Annotated in this window: 15 protein-coding genes and 1 pseudogene; 10 read left to right on the top strand and 6 right to left on the bottom strand. The window is 59.9% G+C overall.

Features of this window, described 5'->3' with window-relative positions:
• Positions 1–143 precede the first annotated feature (143 nt).
• Both ACZO0A_RS07280 and ACZO0A_RS07275 read right to left on the bottom strand, forming a co-directional pair.
• Positions 144–845, bottom strand: coding sequence for a gamma-glutamyl-gamma-aminobutyrate hydrolase family protein (locus ACZO0A_RS07280; RefSeq protein ID WP_302371076.1), 702 nt, complete (start codon positions 843–845; stop codon positions 144–146).
• Positions 846–946: 101 nt separating this feature from the next.
• The gene (locus ACZO0A_RS07275; protein ID WP_215691578.1) at positions 947–1,393 is read right to left on the bottom strand and encodes a CBS domain-containing protein; all 447 of its coding nucleotides are present in this window, start codon (positions 1,391–1,393) and stop codon (positions 947–949) included.
• A gap of 218 nt (positions 1,394–1,611) precedes the next feature.
• Here ACZO0A_RS07275 and ACZO0A_RS07270 point away from each other — a divergent pair, with 218 nt between their 5' ends.
• The 9 genes from ACZO0A_RS07270 (at position 1,612) to ACZO0A_RS07230 (ending at position 12,102) form a co-directional block, all read left to right on the top strand.
• The gene (locus tag ACZO0A_RS07270; RefSeq protein ID WP_215691577.1) at positions 1,612–1,965 is read left to right on the top strand and encodes an Asp23/Gls24 family envelope stress response protein; all 354 of its coding nucleotides are present in this window, start codon (positions 1,612–1,614) and stop codon (positions 1,963–1,965) included.
• Positions 1,966–2,007: 42 nt separating this feature from the next.
• On the top strand, positions 2,008–3,693 hold the full coding sequence (locus ACZO0A_RS07265; protein WP_291209154.1) for a DAK2 domain-containing protein: 1,686 nt from the start codon (positions 2,008–2,010) through the stop codon (positions 3,691–3,693).
• Between the two features lie 142 nt (positions 3,694–3,835).
• Entirely contained in the window at positions 3,836–5,878 is a 2,043-nt protein-coding gene (recG, locus tag ACZO0A_RS07260) for an ATP-dependent DNA helicase RecG (RefSeq protein ID WP_291209156.1), read from the top strand.
• Positions 5,879–6,110: 232 nt separating this feature from the next.
• Positions 6,111–7,433 (top strand): D-alanyl-D-alanine carboxypeptidase family protein, encoded by a 1,323-nt coding sequence (locus tag ACZO0A_RS07255; protein WP_215691574.1) that lies wholly within the window; start codon positions 6,111–6,113, stop codon positions 7,431–7,433.
• Positions 7,434–7,485: 52 nt separating this feature from the next.
• Positions 7,486–8,931, top strand: coding sequence for a nicotinate phosphoribosyltransferase (locus ACZO0A_RS07250; protein ID WP_291213152.1), 1,446 nt, complete (start codon positions 7,486–7,488; stop codon positions 8,929–8,931).
• A 252-nt stretch (positions 8,932–9,183) separates the two neighbouring features.
• Positions 9,184–9,579, top strand: coding sequence for a putative ABC transporter permease (locus tag ACZO0A_RS07245; protein WP_215691572.1), 396 nt, complete (start codon positions 9,184–9,186; stop codon positions 9,577–9,579).
• A gap of 371 nt (positions 9,580–9,950) precedes the next feature.
• The gene (locus ACZO0A_RS07240) at positions 9,951–10,088 is read left to right on the top strand and encodes a hypothetical protein (protein WP_187115986.1); all 138 of its coding nucleotides are present in this window, start codon (positions 9,951–9,953) and stop codon (positions 10,086–10,088) included.
• Between the two features lie 329 nt (positions 10,089–10,417).
• A complete protein-coding gene (locus tag ACZO0A_RS07235; protein ID WP_215691570.1) occupies positions 10,418–11,437 on the top strand; it encodes a glycosyltransferase family 2 protein in 1,020 nt (339 codons plus the stop codon).
• Positions 11,438–11,448: 11 nt separating this feature from the next.
• The gene (locus ACZO0A_RS07230) at positions 11,449–12,102 is read left to right on the top strand and encodes an HAD family hydrolase (protein WP_291232196.1); all 654 of its coding nucleotides are present in this window, start codon (positions 11,449–11,451) and stop codon (positions 12,100–12,102) included.
• Between the two features lie 37 nt (positions 12,103–12,139).
• Here ACZO0A_RS07230 and ACZO0A_RS07225 read toward each other — a convergent pair whose 3' ends face one another.
• The 4 genes from ACZO0A_RS07225 to ACZO0A_RS07210 form a co-directional block, all read right to left on the bottom strand.
• A complete protein-coding gene (locus ACZO0A_RS07225; RefSeq protein WP_291232195.1) occupies positions 12,140–13,024 on the bottom strand; it encodes a MerR family transcriptional regulator in 885 nt (294 codons plus the stop codon).
• 80 nt (positions 13,025–13,104) lie between these two features.
• Positions 13,105–14,745, bottom strand: coding sequence for an ABC transporter ATP-binding protein (locus tag ACZO0A_RS07220; protein ID WP_302377730.1), 1,641 nt, complete (start codon positions 14,743–14,745; stop codon positions 13,105–13,107).
• Positions 14,729–16,471 (bottom strand): ABC transporter ATP-binding protein, encoded by a 1,743-nt coding sequence (locus tag ACZO0A_RS07215; protein ID WP_302377731.1) that lies wholly within the window; start codon positions 16,469–16,471, stop codon positions 14,729–14,731. The genes ACZO0A_RS07220 and ACZO0A_RS07215 overlap by 17 nt, the downstream gene beginning before the upstream one ends.
• Positions 16,461–16,931: a MarR family winged helix-turn-helix transcriptional regulator gene (locus tag ACZO0A_RS07210; RefSeq protein ID WP_302377733.1), complete on the bottom strand. Its 471-nt coding sequence runs from the start codon at positions 16,929–16,931 to the stop codon at positions 16,461–16,463. Before ACZO0A_RS07210 ends, ACZO0A_RS07215 begins: the two co-directional genes overlap by 11 nt.
• Positions 16,932–17,086: 155 nt before the next feature.
• Here ACZO0A_RS07210 and ACZO0A_RS07205 point away from each other — a divergent pair.
• Positions 17,087–17,162 (top strand): annotated as a pseudogene (locus ACZO0A_RS07205) (Type 1 glutamine amidotransferase-like domain-containing protein); the annotation flags it as partial.

Genomic DNA, 17,162 nt, shown 5'->3' with positions numbered 1-17,162 from the left:
TTCCCCCCTTGGGGGAAGCTGTCACCGAAGGTGACTGATGAGGGGCAGCCTTCCCACGGCAACCCATTTATAGGCAATAACGGCAAACTTGCCCCTCATCCGGCGCTCCGCGCCACCTTCCCCCTTGGGGGAAGGCTTTTCCTTTAACACGCACCCACAAACGCCGCAAAAATCTTTCGGCTGTCCTCATTGATGGGGAACGAAAACTCCGGGTGCCACTGCACGGCCCAGACAAACTTCTTGCCCGGCAGACAGATGGCCTCGGGGATGCCATCCTCCGACAGGGCCATTACTTGCAGCGTCGGGGCCAGTTTGCGGATCGCCTGGTGGTGCAGGCTGTTCACGGCCAGCTCACACTTGCCCAACAGCTGGTAGAGCGGCCGCGCCGGCACCAGCGTGACACTGTGTACCGGCACATCGTAGGGCGGCTTCTGGTGGTGCTCCGCCGCCGAGGGGTGCTCGGTGGGCAGGTCCTGGTACAGCGTGCCGCCCAGGTAGACGTTCAAAAACTGGATGCCCCGGCAAATGCCCAGCACTGGCTTGTCCTGTTCCAGGGCCAGCGCCAGCAGCTTTGTCTCCATGGCGTCACGCGCGGGGCAGGTCTCACCGCAGGCGGGCGCAGGGGCCGCGCCGTACAGGGCAGGGGAGACATCCTGGCCGCCGGTCAGCAAAAATCCGCCGCAGGTGTCGGCCAGCTGGCGCAGAGCGGCGTCATCGTCGGTCAGCGGCAGCATAATGGGCAGGCCGCCCGCCTGCTCCACGCCCCGCATATAACCGGGCAGCATCCAGTAACTCTCCCGCTGGGCATCCACCAGCGGCACAATTCCAATCAAAGGCCGTTTCATTCTTCCCACACCTCACTGTAAAAAATAAAACAGAGAAGCCCTTGCGTGACTTCTCTGTCCGTTGTGCTGATTATACCGCGCCGTGCGGCAAAATGCAAGCCCTACATCGGCGGGTGGTTCGCCTTAAACCGCTTGTCCGTCGGCAGGGTCGTGTATTTTTCGTACAGCTCCCGCAGCAAAACGGTACGGCGCACCATGCCGATAAACACGTTGCGGTCGTCCACCACCGGCACAAAGTTCTGGTCGATGGCCGCCTTTAACAGCGTCGGCATATCGGTCGTGACCGTCACGGCTTTGTAGTCGCGGCGGCGGGGAAAGCTGGAAATGGGTACGTCCTCACTGGCTTCCAGATCCAGGCCGTGCAGATTTTTCATGCCCCAGAGGATGTCACCCTCGGTGATGCTGCCCACATATTCGCCGTTTCGTTTCAGCACCGGGATGGTAGCGTAGCGCTGGTTCGACCACTTTTCCAACGTCTGGCGCAGGGTGAAATCCTCGTAAATGTACAAGACATCCTGCTTGGGTGTCAAAAAGAACAAAAGGTTCATATCTTAACTACTCTCCTTTGGTAGTGTTGTCATACTTCTGTAACCAGTATATACGTTTGCACTGTAAACTTTGTGAATGGAATGTTAAATCCGCGCAACAAAATAAATTTCTCCGAAATGCCCTGTTCAAGCGGGAAAAAATGGTGTATAATAGCTAATGATTCATATAGTGCAGCCGCGGCTTTAGTCGTGGCTAACCCCGAAAAGGAGGATCGCAGATGATCACCAAGGTCAATCCCTATGGACATATTTCGCTGACCAATGACTACTTCTCCGGCCTGGTCGAGCAGGCCGCCAAGCAGTGCTACGGCATTGCCGCCATGGGTCAGGCCCCGGCCGAAAGCGTTGTGCGCAGCGCCCTGCGCACCGGCAGCCTGCCGCCGAAGGGCGTCACTGTCACGCAGGAGGGCGGCAAGTTGGTCATCGCCCTGCACATCAAGGTCGGGTTCGGCCTGAACATTTCGACCATCACCCAAAGCATTACCCACCGCGTCAAAGACGAAGTTGAACTTGCCACCGGCCTGAAAGTCGCCCGCATCGATGTGTATGTGGACGACATCATTGCCGACTAACAGAACAGAATTGTATCTGCAAACATGAGGTGTAACGAAACCATGATTACTGGCCAGACCCTGCGCGACGCCATTCTTTCCGGCGCCAACAACATTGCCAACCAGCGCACCCGCGTGGATGAGCTGAACGTTTTCCCTGTGCCCGACGGCGACACCGGCACGAACATGAGCATGACCATCGGCGCAGCCCGCGCCGAGCTGGAAGCCATGCCTGACAGTTGCACCGTGGCCGAGGCCAGCAAGACCGCTGCCTCTGCCATGCTGCGCGGCGCACGCGGCAACTCCGGCGTTATCACGAGCCTTCTGTTCCGCGGCTTCTCCAAGGCACTGAAGGATAAGACCGAGGCTTCCGCCGCCGACCTTGCTGCCGCATTGCAGCAGGGTGTTGAGGCTGCCTACAAGGCCGTCATGAAGCCCACCGAGGGCACCATCCTGACTGTCTCCCGCCTGGCTGCCGAGAAAGCCGCCGAGTGCACCGAGCTGGACGTGCCCGCCATGTGGGATGCCACTTTGCAGGCCGGTCAGGCCGCACTGGACGACACCCCGAACCTGCTGCCTGTGCTGAAAAAGGCCGGCGTCGTGGACGCCGGCGGCCAAGGCATCATGCTGATCTTTGAGGGCATGAAGCAGGTGTTCGACGGCGGTGAGATCATTGCCGGTGCCGAGGTCGCCGCCAAGCCCAAGGTCTCCAGCGAGGCCGCCGGCAAGGGCGTCTTTGCCGATGACCTGATGAAGGTCGAGGACATCAAGAACGGCTACTGCACCCAGTTCCTGCTGCATAAGGACGAGGGTGCCAGCGTGGCCCGTCTGCGCGCATTTTTGGAGTCCAACGGTGACTCCGTTGTCGTGATCGAGGACGACGACGTGGCTAACTGCCATGTCCACACCTCCGACCCCGGCATGATGCTGAGCGAGGCCATCAAGTACGGCTACCTGACCAATTTTAAAATTGAAAATATGCACGAGCAGTTCCTGGCCCGCCAGAAGCAGGCCAAAGGCCTCGAGAAGCAGGCTGAGGCCGAGGAGAACAAGACCAGCGAGTTCACCTACGCCGCTGTCGACCCCGAGCGTGAGTACGGCTTTGTGGCCGTAGCTGCAGGCGAAGGGCTGAAGGCTGTGTTTGGCGACCTGGGCGTGGACGCGGTTGTCAGCGGCGGCCAAACGATGAACCCCTCCACCGAGGACATCCTCGCCGCCATCCAGAGCGTGCCCGCCAAGACCGTGCTCGTTCTGCCCAACAACAAGAACATCATCATGGCGTCCGAGCAGGCGCAGAAGCTCGCGGACCGCAAGGTCATCGTGCTGCCCACCCGCACCGTGCCCCAGGGCATGACCGCCATGCTGAACTTTGACCCCGACCTGAAGCCGGAGGAGAACGCCGTTGCCATGATGCAGGCGGCGGACCATGTCAGCACCGGCCTGATCACCTATGCAGCCCGCGACAGCGAGTTTGACGGCAAGCCCATCAAGAAGGGCGAGATCATGGCGTTGGAGAACGGCAAAATTGTTGCCACCGGCACCGACCTGGTCAAGATGACCTATCGTCTGGCCCGCGCGATGAAGAAGAAGGATTCTCAGTTCATCACGGTCATTTCCGGCTGCGACGTCAGCGACGAGGACGCCGAAAAGACGACCGATCTGGTGCGCGCCAAGTGCGGCAGCAGTGTCGAGGTCAGCCACATCAGCGGCGGCCAGCCCGTATATTACTACATGATCTCCGTGGAGTAAAACGGACGTTATAACATAAAAAGGCGAATTTGGGGCAGTTCCGAGTTCGCCTTTTTGGGTATATGGGCGTGGCTGCGGCAAGGCTGCAAAGCCCCTCGCCTTAATCACCCTGTAAAAATTCCACGAAAGGAGGCCGCCACCCTTGCCCACCATCAACGACTCCGTCCAATACCTCAAGGGCGTTGGCCCTGCTTTCGCCAAAAAATTTGAAAAACTCGGCATCGTCACCATCCGTGACCTGCTTTTGTGCTACCCGCGCAAATACATCGACTACACCCAGCCCTACACCGTCGTGTCGGCCCCCTACGATATGGACTGCTGCGTCAGGGCCACCGTCCTGCAAAAGGAGCCGCCCCGGCGCATCACCGGCGGGCGGGTCATGAACCGGGTGCTGGCCGCTGACGATTCCGGGATTTTGTCCATGACTTGGTTCAATGCGTCCTACGCCGCCAACAATCTGGTGGTGGGGGAGACCTACTACTTTGAGGGGCGCATCGGCGGCACACTGACCCGGCGCGAGATTTCCCACCCGCTGGTGCGCACCGAGGCCCAGGTCGCGGCCTGTCCGTTCGTGGCTGTCTACCCGGGCACCGACGGTCTGCCCGCCGCCCGCCACGCCAGCTGCGCCCACGCGGCGCTGGCCTTTGCCGACGAGCTGACCGACCCGCTGCCGCCCGAGCTGCTGACCCGCTACCGGATGCCCACCAAGGCCGCCGCCGTGCGGGGCATCCACGCGCCCCAGAGCAGTGAGGAGTTGGCCGCCGCCCGCCGCCGCCTGATTTTTGAGGAACTGTATTTACTGCAAATCGGCATCTTTTTGCTGCGCAGCCACGGGCGGCACAAAACCAGCGCACCGATGCACCCGCTGGATTTAGGGCCGTTCTGGCGCAGCCTGCCGTACCCGCCCACCGGCGCACAGAAGCGCTCGACCGAGGAAATTGTGGGGGACTTGTGCGGCGAGGTTCCGATGAATCGCCTGTTGCAGGGCGACGTCGGCAGCGGCAAAACGCTGGTGGCGGCGGCAGCTATCTGGTTTGCTGCACAAAACGGCTGGCAGAGCGCCATGCTGGCCCCCACGGAAATTTTGGCCCGGCAGCACGCCGTCACGCTGGCGGACCGGCTGGAGCCTTTCGGCGTCAATGTCACGCTGCTGGTCGGCGGCATGAAGGCCAAAGAAAAACGCATCGCGCTGGAAGCTATCGCCGACGGCCGGGCCAATTTGGTCGTAGGTACGCATGCCGTGCTGACGGACACCGTGGAATTCAAAAATCTCGGTCTTGCCATTGTGGACGAGCAGCACCGTTTCGGTGTGCGGCAGCGCGGCCTGTTGGCTGGCAAGGCCCAAAGCCCGCACCTGCTGGTCATGAGCGCCACGCCCATCCCGCGCACGCTGGGGCTTTTGATGTACGGCGACCTTGATATTTCCGTCCTGGACGAGCTGCCGCCGGGCCGCAAGCCCATCAAAACATGGTTTATCACCGGCAAAAAGCGTCGGGATATGTACGGCTTTTTGGACAAACAAATCGCGGCGGGGCATCAGGTGTACATCGTCTGCCCGGCCATCGAGGAAAACGAGGCCATGGGCGACCTGCAGGCCGTGACGACCTACTACACCGAGACGGCCTGCGCACTGCTGCCCAACCGCCGCATCGGGCTTTTGCACGGCAAGATGAAGCCGAAGGAAAAGGACGATGTGATGCAGCAGTTCAAGGCGGGTGAGCTGGATGTGCTTGTCTCGACGACGGTCATCGAGGTCGGCGTCGACGTGCCCAACGCCACGGTCATGGTCATTGAGAACGCCGAGCGGTTCGGTCTGTCGGCACTGCACCAGCTGCGTGGCCGCGTTGGGCGCGGCGCGGCGGATTCCTGCTGCATTTTGATTTCCGACAACGGCAACGATGCCGTGCGGGAGCGGCTGCAATTTTTGTGCCGCACGTCGGACGGCTTCGCCGTGGCAAAGTACGACCTTGAAACCCGCGGCCCCGGTGATTTCTTCGGCTCCGCCCAGCACGGCCTGCCGACGCTGCGGGTGGCTGACCTTGTGCAGGACACCCGCACGCTGCGGGTAGCGCAGGATGAAGCCAAAGCGTTATTGGCCGAGGACCCGAATCTGATCGACCCGGCGCACCGGGCACTGTCCGATGAGGTGGAGAGGCTGTTTGAGACCGCAGGGGCGATGAACTGAGGCCTTTGGCTTCCCCTGAGGGGGAAGCTGTCACCGAAGGTGACGGATGAGAGGACAGACTTACTGTGGCCGCCCATGTATGGGCAATAATGGAACCGCTGCCTTCCCCCAAGGGGGAAGGCAGCGCACCCGAAAGCATCACTCCCACCGCCAAAAAATCCTGCATATCCCTTTTATTTCCCCGCAAAGTTTGGTATACTGATAGGTAACTTTACAAAGGAAACCTTTGCCTATGAAAAAATTCTGCGCGATACTATTTTCCTTCGTGCTCGTGCTGATCATAGCGCTGCCGGTCGCGGCGGAAGGGGAGAGCAGCACCCTTGCGGACAATGCTCCCTCGCTGACCGCCCCGGCTGCCTACGTGGTCAACCTCGACACCAACATCGTCGTGTACGAGAAAAACAGCGAGACGCCGCTCTCCGCCGCCAGCCTGACCAAGCTGATGACGACACTGCTGCTGCTGGAAAATTACCAGGATCAGCTCGACTCCATCAGCCTGACCGCCCCGAGCTATGTCTACGACCTGATTTGGGAGCAGAGCACCAACGCATCCTCGGCCGATATCCGCCGGGGCGAGACGCAGAGCCTGCGCAACCTGCTCTACGCCATGCTGCTGCCCAGCGGCAACGAGGCCGCCTACATCGTGGCGGACTACATGGGCGGCGGCAGCATTGACAACTTTGTCGCCATGATGAACGACGAGGCTAAGGCCGTGGGCTGCACCGGCACGACGTTTGTTGACCCCTGCGGGCTGAACCCCAACAACATCACCACCGCGCGGGACGCCTACCTGATTCTGCGGGCGCTGACCGCCTACGATGTGTTCTCCACGGTCGTCGGCACGCCCAGCTACGATATGGGCACGAACGACCGCTACACGACCCCCGGGACTTATATCATCCAGACCACCGACAAGCTCATCACCAACAGCAGCTACCACCGCGACTACACCAAAGGCGGCAAGACCGGCAGCCTGGGCGAGTGGCAGAACTTTGCCGGGTGGCACAGCCAGGACGGCGAGAGCTACATCAGCATCCTGCTGAACGTGCCCTACGACGCTGACCCCGAGGGGATGCGCCCCGCGCTGGTGGAGACAGCTACCATCATGGACTGGGTGTTCGATACCTACACCATTGCCCCGGCGCTGGACACGACCCAGCCCATCACCGAAGTGCGGGTGGCCTATTCGACCCAGGCCGACACCGTCATGCTCTACCCGGCTGACAATATGATGACCCTGCTGCCCAGGGAGGGCGGCGCAGCTCTGACCGAACAGGTATTCAATGTGCCGGATCAGCTTCCCGCGCCCATCAAGCAGGGGGACATTGTGGGCACCGTGACCCTGACCATAGAAGGGGAGACCATCGGCACCGCCGACCTGATCGCCGGCAGCGATGTTTCCCGCAATCAGCTTTTGTACACGATTTCCCGGGTGAGCCTTTTTTTTTCAAGCACATATTTCAAAGTCGTCGTTATCCTGACCATGCTCGTCATCGGTGCTTACCTGATTTTCACCGTTGGCCGCATCCTGCGCATCTGGAGCAAAGAGGTCTGAATATAGGCGTGCCGCCCGGTGCGCTGCAAAATTCCACAGGAGGGTTTCTACCATGTTGGATGTAAAACGCAATTTGACCACTATGACCGATTTCTATGAGCTGACCATGTCGGCGGGCTATCTGGATGAGGGATATGTTGACAAGATCGCCGTCTTTGATATGTTCTTCCGCCGTGTGCCGGATGGCGGCGGCTACGCCATCATGGCGGGCCTGCAGCAGTTCATTGACGCCGTGGACCACCTGAAATTTACCGCCGAGGATATCGACTACCTGCGCTCCACGAAGGCGTTCGACGAGAAATTCCTCGACTATCTGAAGAATTTCAAGCTGCACTGCAACATTTGGGCCATTGAGGAAGGTATGCCTATCTTCCCGCAGGAGCCGATCGTCACCGTCGAAGGCCCGGCCATCGAGTGCCAGCTGCTGGAAACGCTGCTGCTCGTCACCTTCAACCACCAGTGCCTGATTGCCACCAAGGCAAACCGCATCGTGCGCTCTGCCGCAGGCCGCCCGGTCATGGAGTTCGGCGCCCGCCGCGCCCAAGGGTATGACGCCGCCTATTTCGGCGCACGCGCCTCTTATATCGGCGGCTGCGGCTCCACCTCCTGCGTCATGGCCGCCCGCGATTTCGGCATCCCGGCCTCCGGCACCATGGCCCACAGCTGGGTGCAGATGTTCCCGACTGAGTATGATGCTTTCAAGAAATACGCCGAGATGTACCCCGACGCCTGCGTGCTGCTGGTGGACACCTACAATGTGCTGCGCCACGGCGTGCCCGATGCCATCAAGGTATTTGATGAGGTCTTGAAGCCGATGGGCAAGCGCCCGAAGGGCATCCGCATCGACTCCGGCGATATCGCCTACCTGTCCAAGAAGGCCCGCAAGATGCTGGACGAAGCCGGCTACCCCGACTGCACGATTTGCGCATCCAACTCTCTGGATGAGTACATCGTCCGCGACCTGATTTTGCAGGGTGCCCGCGTGGACAGCTTCGGTATCGGCGAAAACATGATCACCGCCAAGAGCGACCCTGTGTTCGGCGGCGTGTACAAGCTGGCCGCCGTGAAAGAGGACGACGGCAGCTACACGCCGAAGATGAAGCTGTCCGAATCTGCCGAGAAAATGACGATCCCTTGCCTGAAAAAGGTCTGGCGTATCTACGACGAGGACGGCAAGGCCATGGCCGACCTCATCACGATGGCCGATGAGCAGGTCGAGACCCTGCACGGCATCACGCTGTTTGACCCCATCGAGACGTGGAAGGAATGCACCTACGTCAACTGCACGGCTCGCTGCCTGTCCACCCCGATTTATGAGAACGGCAAGCGCGTCTACAACTCCCCGAGCCTGGATGATATCAAGAAGTTCTGCAAGGCCCAGGTGGGCACGCTGTGGGACGAAGTCAAGCGTTTTGAGAACCCGCACCGCTACTACGTCGACCTGAGCCAGAAGCTGTGGGATACCAGAAGCACACTGCTGAAGAAGCTTTCGAAGTAAAAATCTCCGGCTTCCCCCTTGGGGGAAGCTGCCGCCCGCAGGCGGCTGATGAGGGGCAGGCTTGCCAATACCGTCCGTTTACGGGTCGCCGCGGAAACGCAGCCCCTCATCCGTTTGCGGGCAGGGCCGCAAACACCTTCCCCCAAGGGGGAAGGCATTTCTTCCCAAAAACTTCCACCATCCTTACAAAACGGTTACAGCCCGCGCCCCCTGCACATACTGTTGCTAACAGCTTGTGCAGGGGGATTTTGTATGTTGGAACGTCTTTCTCTGTTTTGTCTGGGCGGCGGGGCCTATGCCGCACTGGAACTGGCCTGGCGCGGCACCACCCACTGGACGATGTTTCTGGCGGGCGGGGTCTGCCTCTGCCTTTTGCAGGCACTGGCCGCCGGGCCGCTGCCGCTGGCAGTCGCGGCGGCCCTGGGCGCGGCGGGCGTCAGCGGGCTGGAGCTGGCTGTGGGCGCGGTCTGCCGCCGCCTTTTGCATATCGCCGTCTGGGATTATGCCGATGAGTGGGGCAACCTGGCGGGCCTGGTCTGCCCGCGCTACACCTTTTACTGGTTTTTGCTCTGCGGGTGGGTCGTTTTCGTGCTACGGGGCGTTGAAAGTACCGTTTATCACCCTCAAAAATCGGTACAGAAGAGTTAAAGTCCAAATTATCGTACTTTCCATCTGGTATAATAAAGACATACCAGATAAGAAAGGCGGTACATACCATGACCCAGCAGTTCAGATACGTCGGCGGCCACATTGAAGTCTTTTCCGAGAGCGGCGAGTTTCTCTTCTCGGCTGATACCATGCAGGAGGCATGGGAGGAATTGTCCGCGTAATGCGTACAGTCGCAACGTGCATATGTACAGTTTGCCGAAATAGTGGAATATATACAAATAGCTTTTGTAAGTTTGTACAAAATGCAGCTTGCAAAAGTCGGATCTTTCGCATATAATAAAGACAGAACAAGGGAAGCGGAAAGCCTCCCAAACTACTTGCCCTACACTAGGAAAGGAGACGGGGTTACAATGTTGAAGCTGCACACTTTGGCCGAATGGATGCACGGTTTTCTGGATCCGGAACGGCCCTACGGTCTGCCGGAGGATGTCTACAATGATGTGATCCCTTCGGGCGTCCACAATTTCAACCGCAACGATCTTTTTTAAGACCTCTTTTTAACCCTCGCTCCCGGCGCGGCCCGCAAGCCCCGCGCCGGGGGCATTTTTTTTGCAATAATGCGGCACGGTGAATCGTACTATATGTAAAGCCTTCCCCCAGAGGGGGAAGGTGGCCGAGCGAAGCGAGGTCGGATGGGGGCGCACTTGCCGCAGCCACCCACAAATGGGCTATTGCGGGGCATCTGCCCCTCATCAGTCCGCTTCGCGGACAGCTTCCCCCTAGGGGGAAGCCCTTTTCACAAAACTTTCCCTTGTTTTTTTCGTCAAAACGCGGTATCCTATAATAAGTATATTATGCCTTTTAAAAGGAGCTTTTTATGAAACTCATCACCTTTACCGTGCCGTGCTACAACTCGGCCGCTTATATGGATCATTGCATCGAGACCCTGCTCACCGCGGGCGAGGATGCCGAGATCATCCTTGTCGACGACGGCTCCAAGGACGACACCGGCAAAATTGCCGACTCCTACGCCGAAAAATACCCCACCATCGTTCGCGTCATCCATCAGGAGAACGGCGGCCACGGCGAGGGCGTCAACCAGGGCATCCGCAACGCGACAGGCGTCTATTTCAAGGTCGTCGACTCCGACGACTGGCTGGACACCGACGCGCTGCAAAAAGCTCTGGCCGAGCTGCGTGCCCACCTCAACGACGAGCATCCGCTTGATTTGATGATGGCAAACTACGTCTACGAGCACGTTGCCGATAATACGCGCAACATCGTCGATTACAAGGGCATCCTGCCCGAAGGCCGCGTCTTTACCTGGCAGGAGATCGGCAAGTTTCCGCCGAACAAAAACATCCTGATGCACAGTGTCATCTACCGCACCGAGATCCTGCGCCAGAGCGGCATGGAGCTGCCCAAGCACACCTTCTACGTTGACAACATCTTTGTGTACCAGCCGCTGCCCCAGGTCAAGACCATCTACTATATGAACCTAGACCTCTACCGCTACTTCATCGGCCGCGAGGATCAGAGCGTCAACGAGGCCAACATGATCAAGCGCGTAGATCAGCAGCTGCGCGTCACCCGCATCATGATGAATGCTGTGGACGTCTACGCCCTGCCGCCGGAGCAGAACAAGCTGCGCGCCTATATGCTGAACTATTTCTCGATGATGATGGCGATTTCCAGCATCTTCCTGACTTTGGACGGCAGTAAGGAGGCGCTGGCCAAGCGCAAGCAGCTGTGGGACGACCTGAAAGCCCACGACGGCCACCTGTACCGCCGCTGCCGTTTCTCGGTAGCCGAGGGCTGCAATCTGCCCGGCTGGCTGGGCAGCAAGATCAGCATTGGCGGCTACCGCATTGCCCAAAAGCTGTTCAAATTTAACTAAAAAGGATTTTTATGCGCAATTACGATGTTATTTTGTTTGATCTGGACGGCACGCTGACCGACTCCGCGCCGGGTATTTTGAACTCGGTACGGTACGCATGCCGCAAGCTGGGGCTGGAAATGCCCAGCGAAGCCACACTGCGCAAATTTTTGGGGCCGCCGCTGATCGACTCGTTCCGCACACTGGCAGGATTGAGCGACGCCGAGGCCGACCACGCAGTCAGCGCGTTCCGGGAGTATTTCCCCACGAAAGGCATTTTTGAAAATGAGGTCTATGACGGCGTCCCGGCCCTGCTGGCCGATCTGAAAGCCGCCGGGAAAACCGTCATCATCGCCACCAGCAAGCCCGAGGACTTTGCCAAGCGCATTATGGCGCACTTTGACTTGGCGCAGTACTGCGATTTTGTCTGCGGTGCCACAATGGACGAGACGCGCACCGACAAGGCTGAGGTCATTGCCTACGCGCTGGAAACGGCGGGCATCACTGACAAGAGCCGCGTCGTCATGGTCGGCGACCGCGAGCACGACGTGGTGGGTGCCAAGAAGAACGGCCTACCATGTATCGGCGCTGTCTACGGCTACGGCTCTGCCGAGGAGCTGACCGCCGCCGGGGCCGCTGCTCTGGCCGACACGGTGGACGAGCTGCACAAACTGCTGCTGGGATAAATCAAATGGGAGACAGCCCGCGCTGTCTCCCGTTTTTTTATTGGTCCCGATCGTTGTAGTAGAGATACCACCCGCGGAAGCCGTACCCGATGCCAAGAGCGCCCAGCACCAGCAGCATAGCCGCCTTGTCGGGCCAAAGCGGCATATTCCGGGTGCAGACCCAGACCACCGCCAATGCAAGGCATACAAGCACCGGCAGACCGTAGTGCAGAAATCTCTGCACCCCCAGCCGCTTCGGGTCGCCCTCCACCGCCAGCGCCGATGGATCACACACCTCACACCGCACCCGCAGTATCGGGATATTGCGCACATGGCTCGAATACCGCACGGCCCTGTACTCAATGCCATCCAGCATAAAATGCGGGGTCATGCTCTCCCTGCTTATGGTCACATCCACGCCGTTTTCGTCTGCCCACGCCAGCAGCGCTGCCGTAAAGTCCTGCGGCGTGCCGATGGCGGTGTCCGGCGTAAAGGTAAACTGCCGCTTATGCTCGGCAGCCGCCATTTTCCGGTAGTCCTGCACCCAGCCGGTAAACCAGCCGCCCGCCGGGGCAGGGGAGTCCATCCGAGCCAGGCAGTCGTCCACATCCAGCTCTGCCGCCGTTCGGCCGCCGGCGGCCAGCTCCGTGCAGAAGGCTGCGGCCGCTGCCAGCTTTTGCTGCTCGGCCTCCAGCTGTCGGCGCTGGCGTTCAGCAGCCTCGGTCAGCGGCAGTGTACCGCTCAGCACCGCGCGGATATCCTCCACTGGCATATCCAGTGTGCGCAGCACACGAATCAGTTTCAGCGTCCGCACATCGGCATCCGTATAGATACGGTAGTCGTTCTCTGGGTTGCGTGCCGGGGCCAGCAACCCCGCCTGCTCATAGTAGCGGATGTTCCGCGCCGATACGCCCGACGCATCCGCTGTCTGCTTGATGTTCATAACATCACGCTCCTTTCCCGGTCATCGTACACCCTGCACCCACTGGAAGGTCAAGGTTTTTTCCGAAAACAGGCGAAAAATCATAACATTTTAATTTCTACCGTCCGCCCGCCCAGGTTCTCATAAATTCTGTGGGACACCGACAGTACCGTGCGGCCCTCGGACGCCCGGCGCAGGGCTTCCAGCACGCGGGCTTCCGTCTCAGCGTCGAGGTTCGCGGTGATCTCATCCAGCAGCAGTACAGCGGGGTCTGCGGCGGCGGCGCGGGCAATGGACAGCAGCTGCCACTCGCCCTGGGAGAACATCCCCTCGCTGCACACGGTATCGTACCCCCCGGGCATGGCCGCAATGGCTGCGTCGATGCCCGCCAGTTTCGCGGCGTTCTTTGCCATTTCTTCTGTAATCTGCGGGTCGCCCAGCGTGATTTGATCCAGCACCGTGCCGGGCACGCGGGCGAAGTGCTGTTCCACGCAGCTGATGCAGGTGCGGCGCTCGCGGTCCGTGATGTCTGCCACATTCACGCCGCCGATCGTAACCGTACCGCTCTCGGGCGGGTACAGCCCCAGCAGCAGCTTGAACACAGTGCTCTTGCCCGCACCGGTGCGGCCCACCAGCGTGACCTGCTCGCCCTGTTTGACGGTCATCGAGAAATCGTTCAGCACGTGCTTTTCTCCATAGCCGAAGGTCACGTGGGCCAGCTCCACGTCACCCCGGGCGGCTTTGGTGCGTTCCGCGGGGATCGTGCGCTCCGGCTGCGCCAGAAATGCGTCAATGCGCTTGACGCCCGCCATGGCGGACTGGATAGTCTGGATCTCCATGCCCAAGCTTTCAATGGGCGCAAAAATACGCGATATGTAGTTAATAATGGCCACCGAAGTACCAACCGACATACCAAACAGCGCCAAAGCCGTGCCGTTGCCCGACGCCGAGAGCAGCATAACGATACCCACCACCACGGCGTTCAGCGTCAGCACGGCGGGGGAGTAGATGGCATCATAGAAATTCGTGCGTTCCATCGCGGAATAGCTGTCTGCAATGCGCTGGTCATAGCGGCGCTCCATGTAGGCTTCCATGCCCAGTGCGCGAATCGTGCGGATGTTGTGCAGCGTCTCGGGCACCTGGCCGGAAACGGCGGCCACAGCGCGGCGGTTGTCCAGCTGGGCGGCCAGCATCCGCTTTTGCACATGGCGGGTGAACACCGCAAACAGTGGCAGCACCAGCAGCAAAATCAGCGCCAGCCCGGGATTTTTTACAAAAATAACCGTCATGATAGAAATGATGCGGCAGGCGTCCGCCACCATGCTGATGATGCCCGACGTGAACAGTGCCTCCACCGTGTCCACATCGCCGGAGAACCGCGCAGCCACCTCGCCGGGGTTCTGATCCACCAGCGTGGCGGCGGGCAGCCGGGTCAGCTTGTGGGACATTTCCAAGCGCAGCGCGTGGGTCATCTTCTGACCAAAAACGACCAGCAGACTCTCCTGTGCACTGGATAAAACGCCCTCCAGCGCCAGGCTGGCAAAGTAGGCCAGCACGGCCCAGATCGTCAGCGGCAGTCCCGCCGTCAGACTGTCGATGCAGCGTGCCAGCAGCAGCGGCGGCAGCAGCGACGCCGCAACCGACGCAGCCACGCACAAAATCACGCCAACTGTCAAAAAACAGTGTGCCATGGCCGCCGTGCGCAGGGCGGCAGCCACACCGTTTTTATTGCTCGTTTTCATTTTGCTGCCCTCCTGTCTGGCTTTCGTACAGCTGGCGGTACGCGGGGACCGCCGCCATCAGCTTGTCGTGGGTGCCCACAGTGGTCTTTCCATCCTCCATAAAAATTACCTGTCTCATCTGCGGGAAGTGGTACAGCCGGTGGGAAATCAGGAACACGACTTTATCTTTGGCGTAGATCTGCAAATTTGCAAACACGGTATCCTCGGTATGGCGGTCCAGCGCCGAGAACGGGTCGTCCAGCACCAACACCGGGCGGGGGTGGGCCAGCGTGCGGGCCAGCGCCAAACGCTGGGCCTGCCCGCCGGAAAGCCGCGTACCGCTGGGGCCGATGACGGTATCTCGGCCCTGCTCCATGGCCCGCACCTCGCCGTCAAGCGCGGCGGCGGCCAGATAGGGCGCGATGTCCTGCGCACCGCCGCAGAGGAGGTTATTTTTCACGGTGTCGGCGCTTAGCTCTGGGTCATGACCCAGGTAGCCGACCGTGGCGGAGATTTGCCGCGGTGTCAGGTTCGAGAACTCTTTGTCCCCGAACTTTGCCGAGCCGCCGTAGGGCGCTTCACACAGGAACACACGCCCCAGCGTGGATTTACCGCAGGCGACCGGACCGGTGATGCCGATGATATCGCCGGGGTGCGCCGTCAGAGTAAGCCCTGCAAAAATCGGTTCGTCGGCGTAGGCGAAGGAGAGGTTTTCCAGCGTCACGGCGGCGGGGGCTGGGACCTCCAGCGGAGCCAGCTGCTCCGGCAGCTTCATCAGCGGCTTGATGCGCCGCCAGGAAACCTCGGCTTTTTGGACGGAGTTGAAGAGCTTTGCAACTTTCGATGACTTGACGACCAGTTTCGTGAAGCAAGACAAAAACGTCGTGAACGCGGCAATATTCCAGGCGCACCAACCGGCGCCCAAGACATTTTTTGCGCCGAACCACAAGATAAACAGCACGCCCGCCTCGGACACAGCCAGGTAGAGCGGCGGCAGCGCCGACTGCCAGACATTGCTGCGCACGGCGGTCCGCTCGTAGTTTTTCAGCACATCCTCGTACCGTTCCTCGCGGGCAGTCTCACAGCCGTGGTTGCGGTAGGTCGCGGCGTTCCGGGCACGATCCAGCGTGGCGTCGCGCAAAGCGCCCGTCGCCTTTTTGTAGGCCGCCCCTTCGCGCTGCACCGGCTTTTTCATCCCAGCGGCGCAGACGTAGGAGACCGGCGTAAACAACAGGCTGAGCAGTGCCAGCCGCCAGTCATACACCAGCAGCATGACGATGTAGCCCACCAGCGCCACGCCGGTGTCGAACACCTCGGTCGTGAATTTGCGCATCCCTTCGACGCAGTCGTCCACATCGGAGATGGCCTTGGTCATCAGCTCGCCCGCGCCCTCTTTTTCCAGCGCGGCGCGGCTCTGGCGCACAAGGTTGGCGTAGAGCACGCCCTTCATCCGGCGGTTGATGTTGTTGGCAAAGCGGCGCACGTAAAACCGCTTAATGAACCTCGCCGCCTGCACCAGCAGCGTGACGAGGATGTAAGCCAGCACGAGCATCGCCATGGCGGACGCTGCCGCGTTGCCGCCCAGAATGTCGGCCAGGCATTGGGCCAGCCGCCCCTCAAACCAGGGCGCGGCCAGCAGGCCGATGTTATAGATAAGGCCCGACACCGTGACCAGCACCAGCGGCAGCCACTCGATGCGGAAATAGTCGCCGATTTTGTCCGGGCGGAATTGTTTTTCACGCTTCATCGTCTGTCTTGCACTCCCTTTGGAAATGCGGAAACCCCGCGCGGCTCTCGGTCTTGGACCGATGGTACAGCTTATCCAGCGTTGCCGCAAAGGCAGCGGCCTCGTCGGCGGGCAGCGCGGCGGTCAGATACCCATAGAAGGCCGCCTCGATCTCTGCCTTCGAGGATTTCAGGTTCTCGGCCTTCCCGGTCGGGTACAAAAGCTGGCTGCGCCGGTCGTTGGGGGCATCTTCGCGGACAAGATAGCCCTTGGCCTCAAGGTTTTTCGTGCGCCTTGCGATGGCCGCCTTGTCGGCGTGCAGCAGCTCGGCCAAGGCCGCCTGGGTGCAGCCGGGGTGGTGGCGCAGGGCGTGGATCAGGTCGATTTCCGCCGTACCCACGCCCTGTTCCCGCAGGGTGCAGAGGACGAGTTTTTCGGCCTCACGCGCAATTTTTGTGATTTTTCGTTCGGTAATGTCCATAGACGCCTCCCGGGCTTCAGAAAGATGTATCTACATCGTTGTACCTACAACCATTATAGCCCGGTTTTGCGCCATGTCAATAGAGTGGCGCACAAGGTCTGGATATGGTATACTTAGAACTATAAATCGGAATTTATATATAAAGGAGAATATTGATGAAACTGTTTTTATGTTCGCACTTTTCAAGTGTAGGAAGTCTGATAAAGGAAGAAATTGAAAATAAAAAAGTCG

Source organism: Gemmiger sp. (assembly GCF_057431175.1).
The sequence above is the reverse complement of the archived record's forward strand: the minus strand, read 5'-3'. Positions and strand labels throughout refer to the sequence as shown.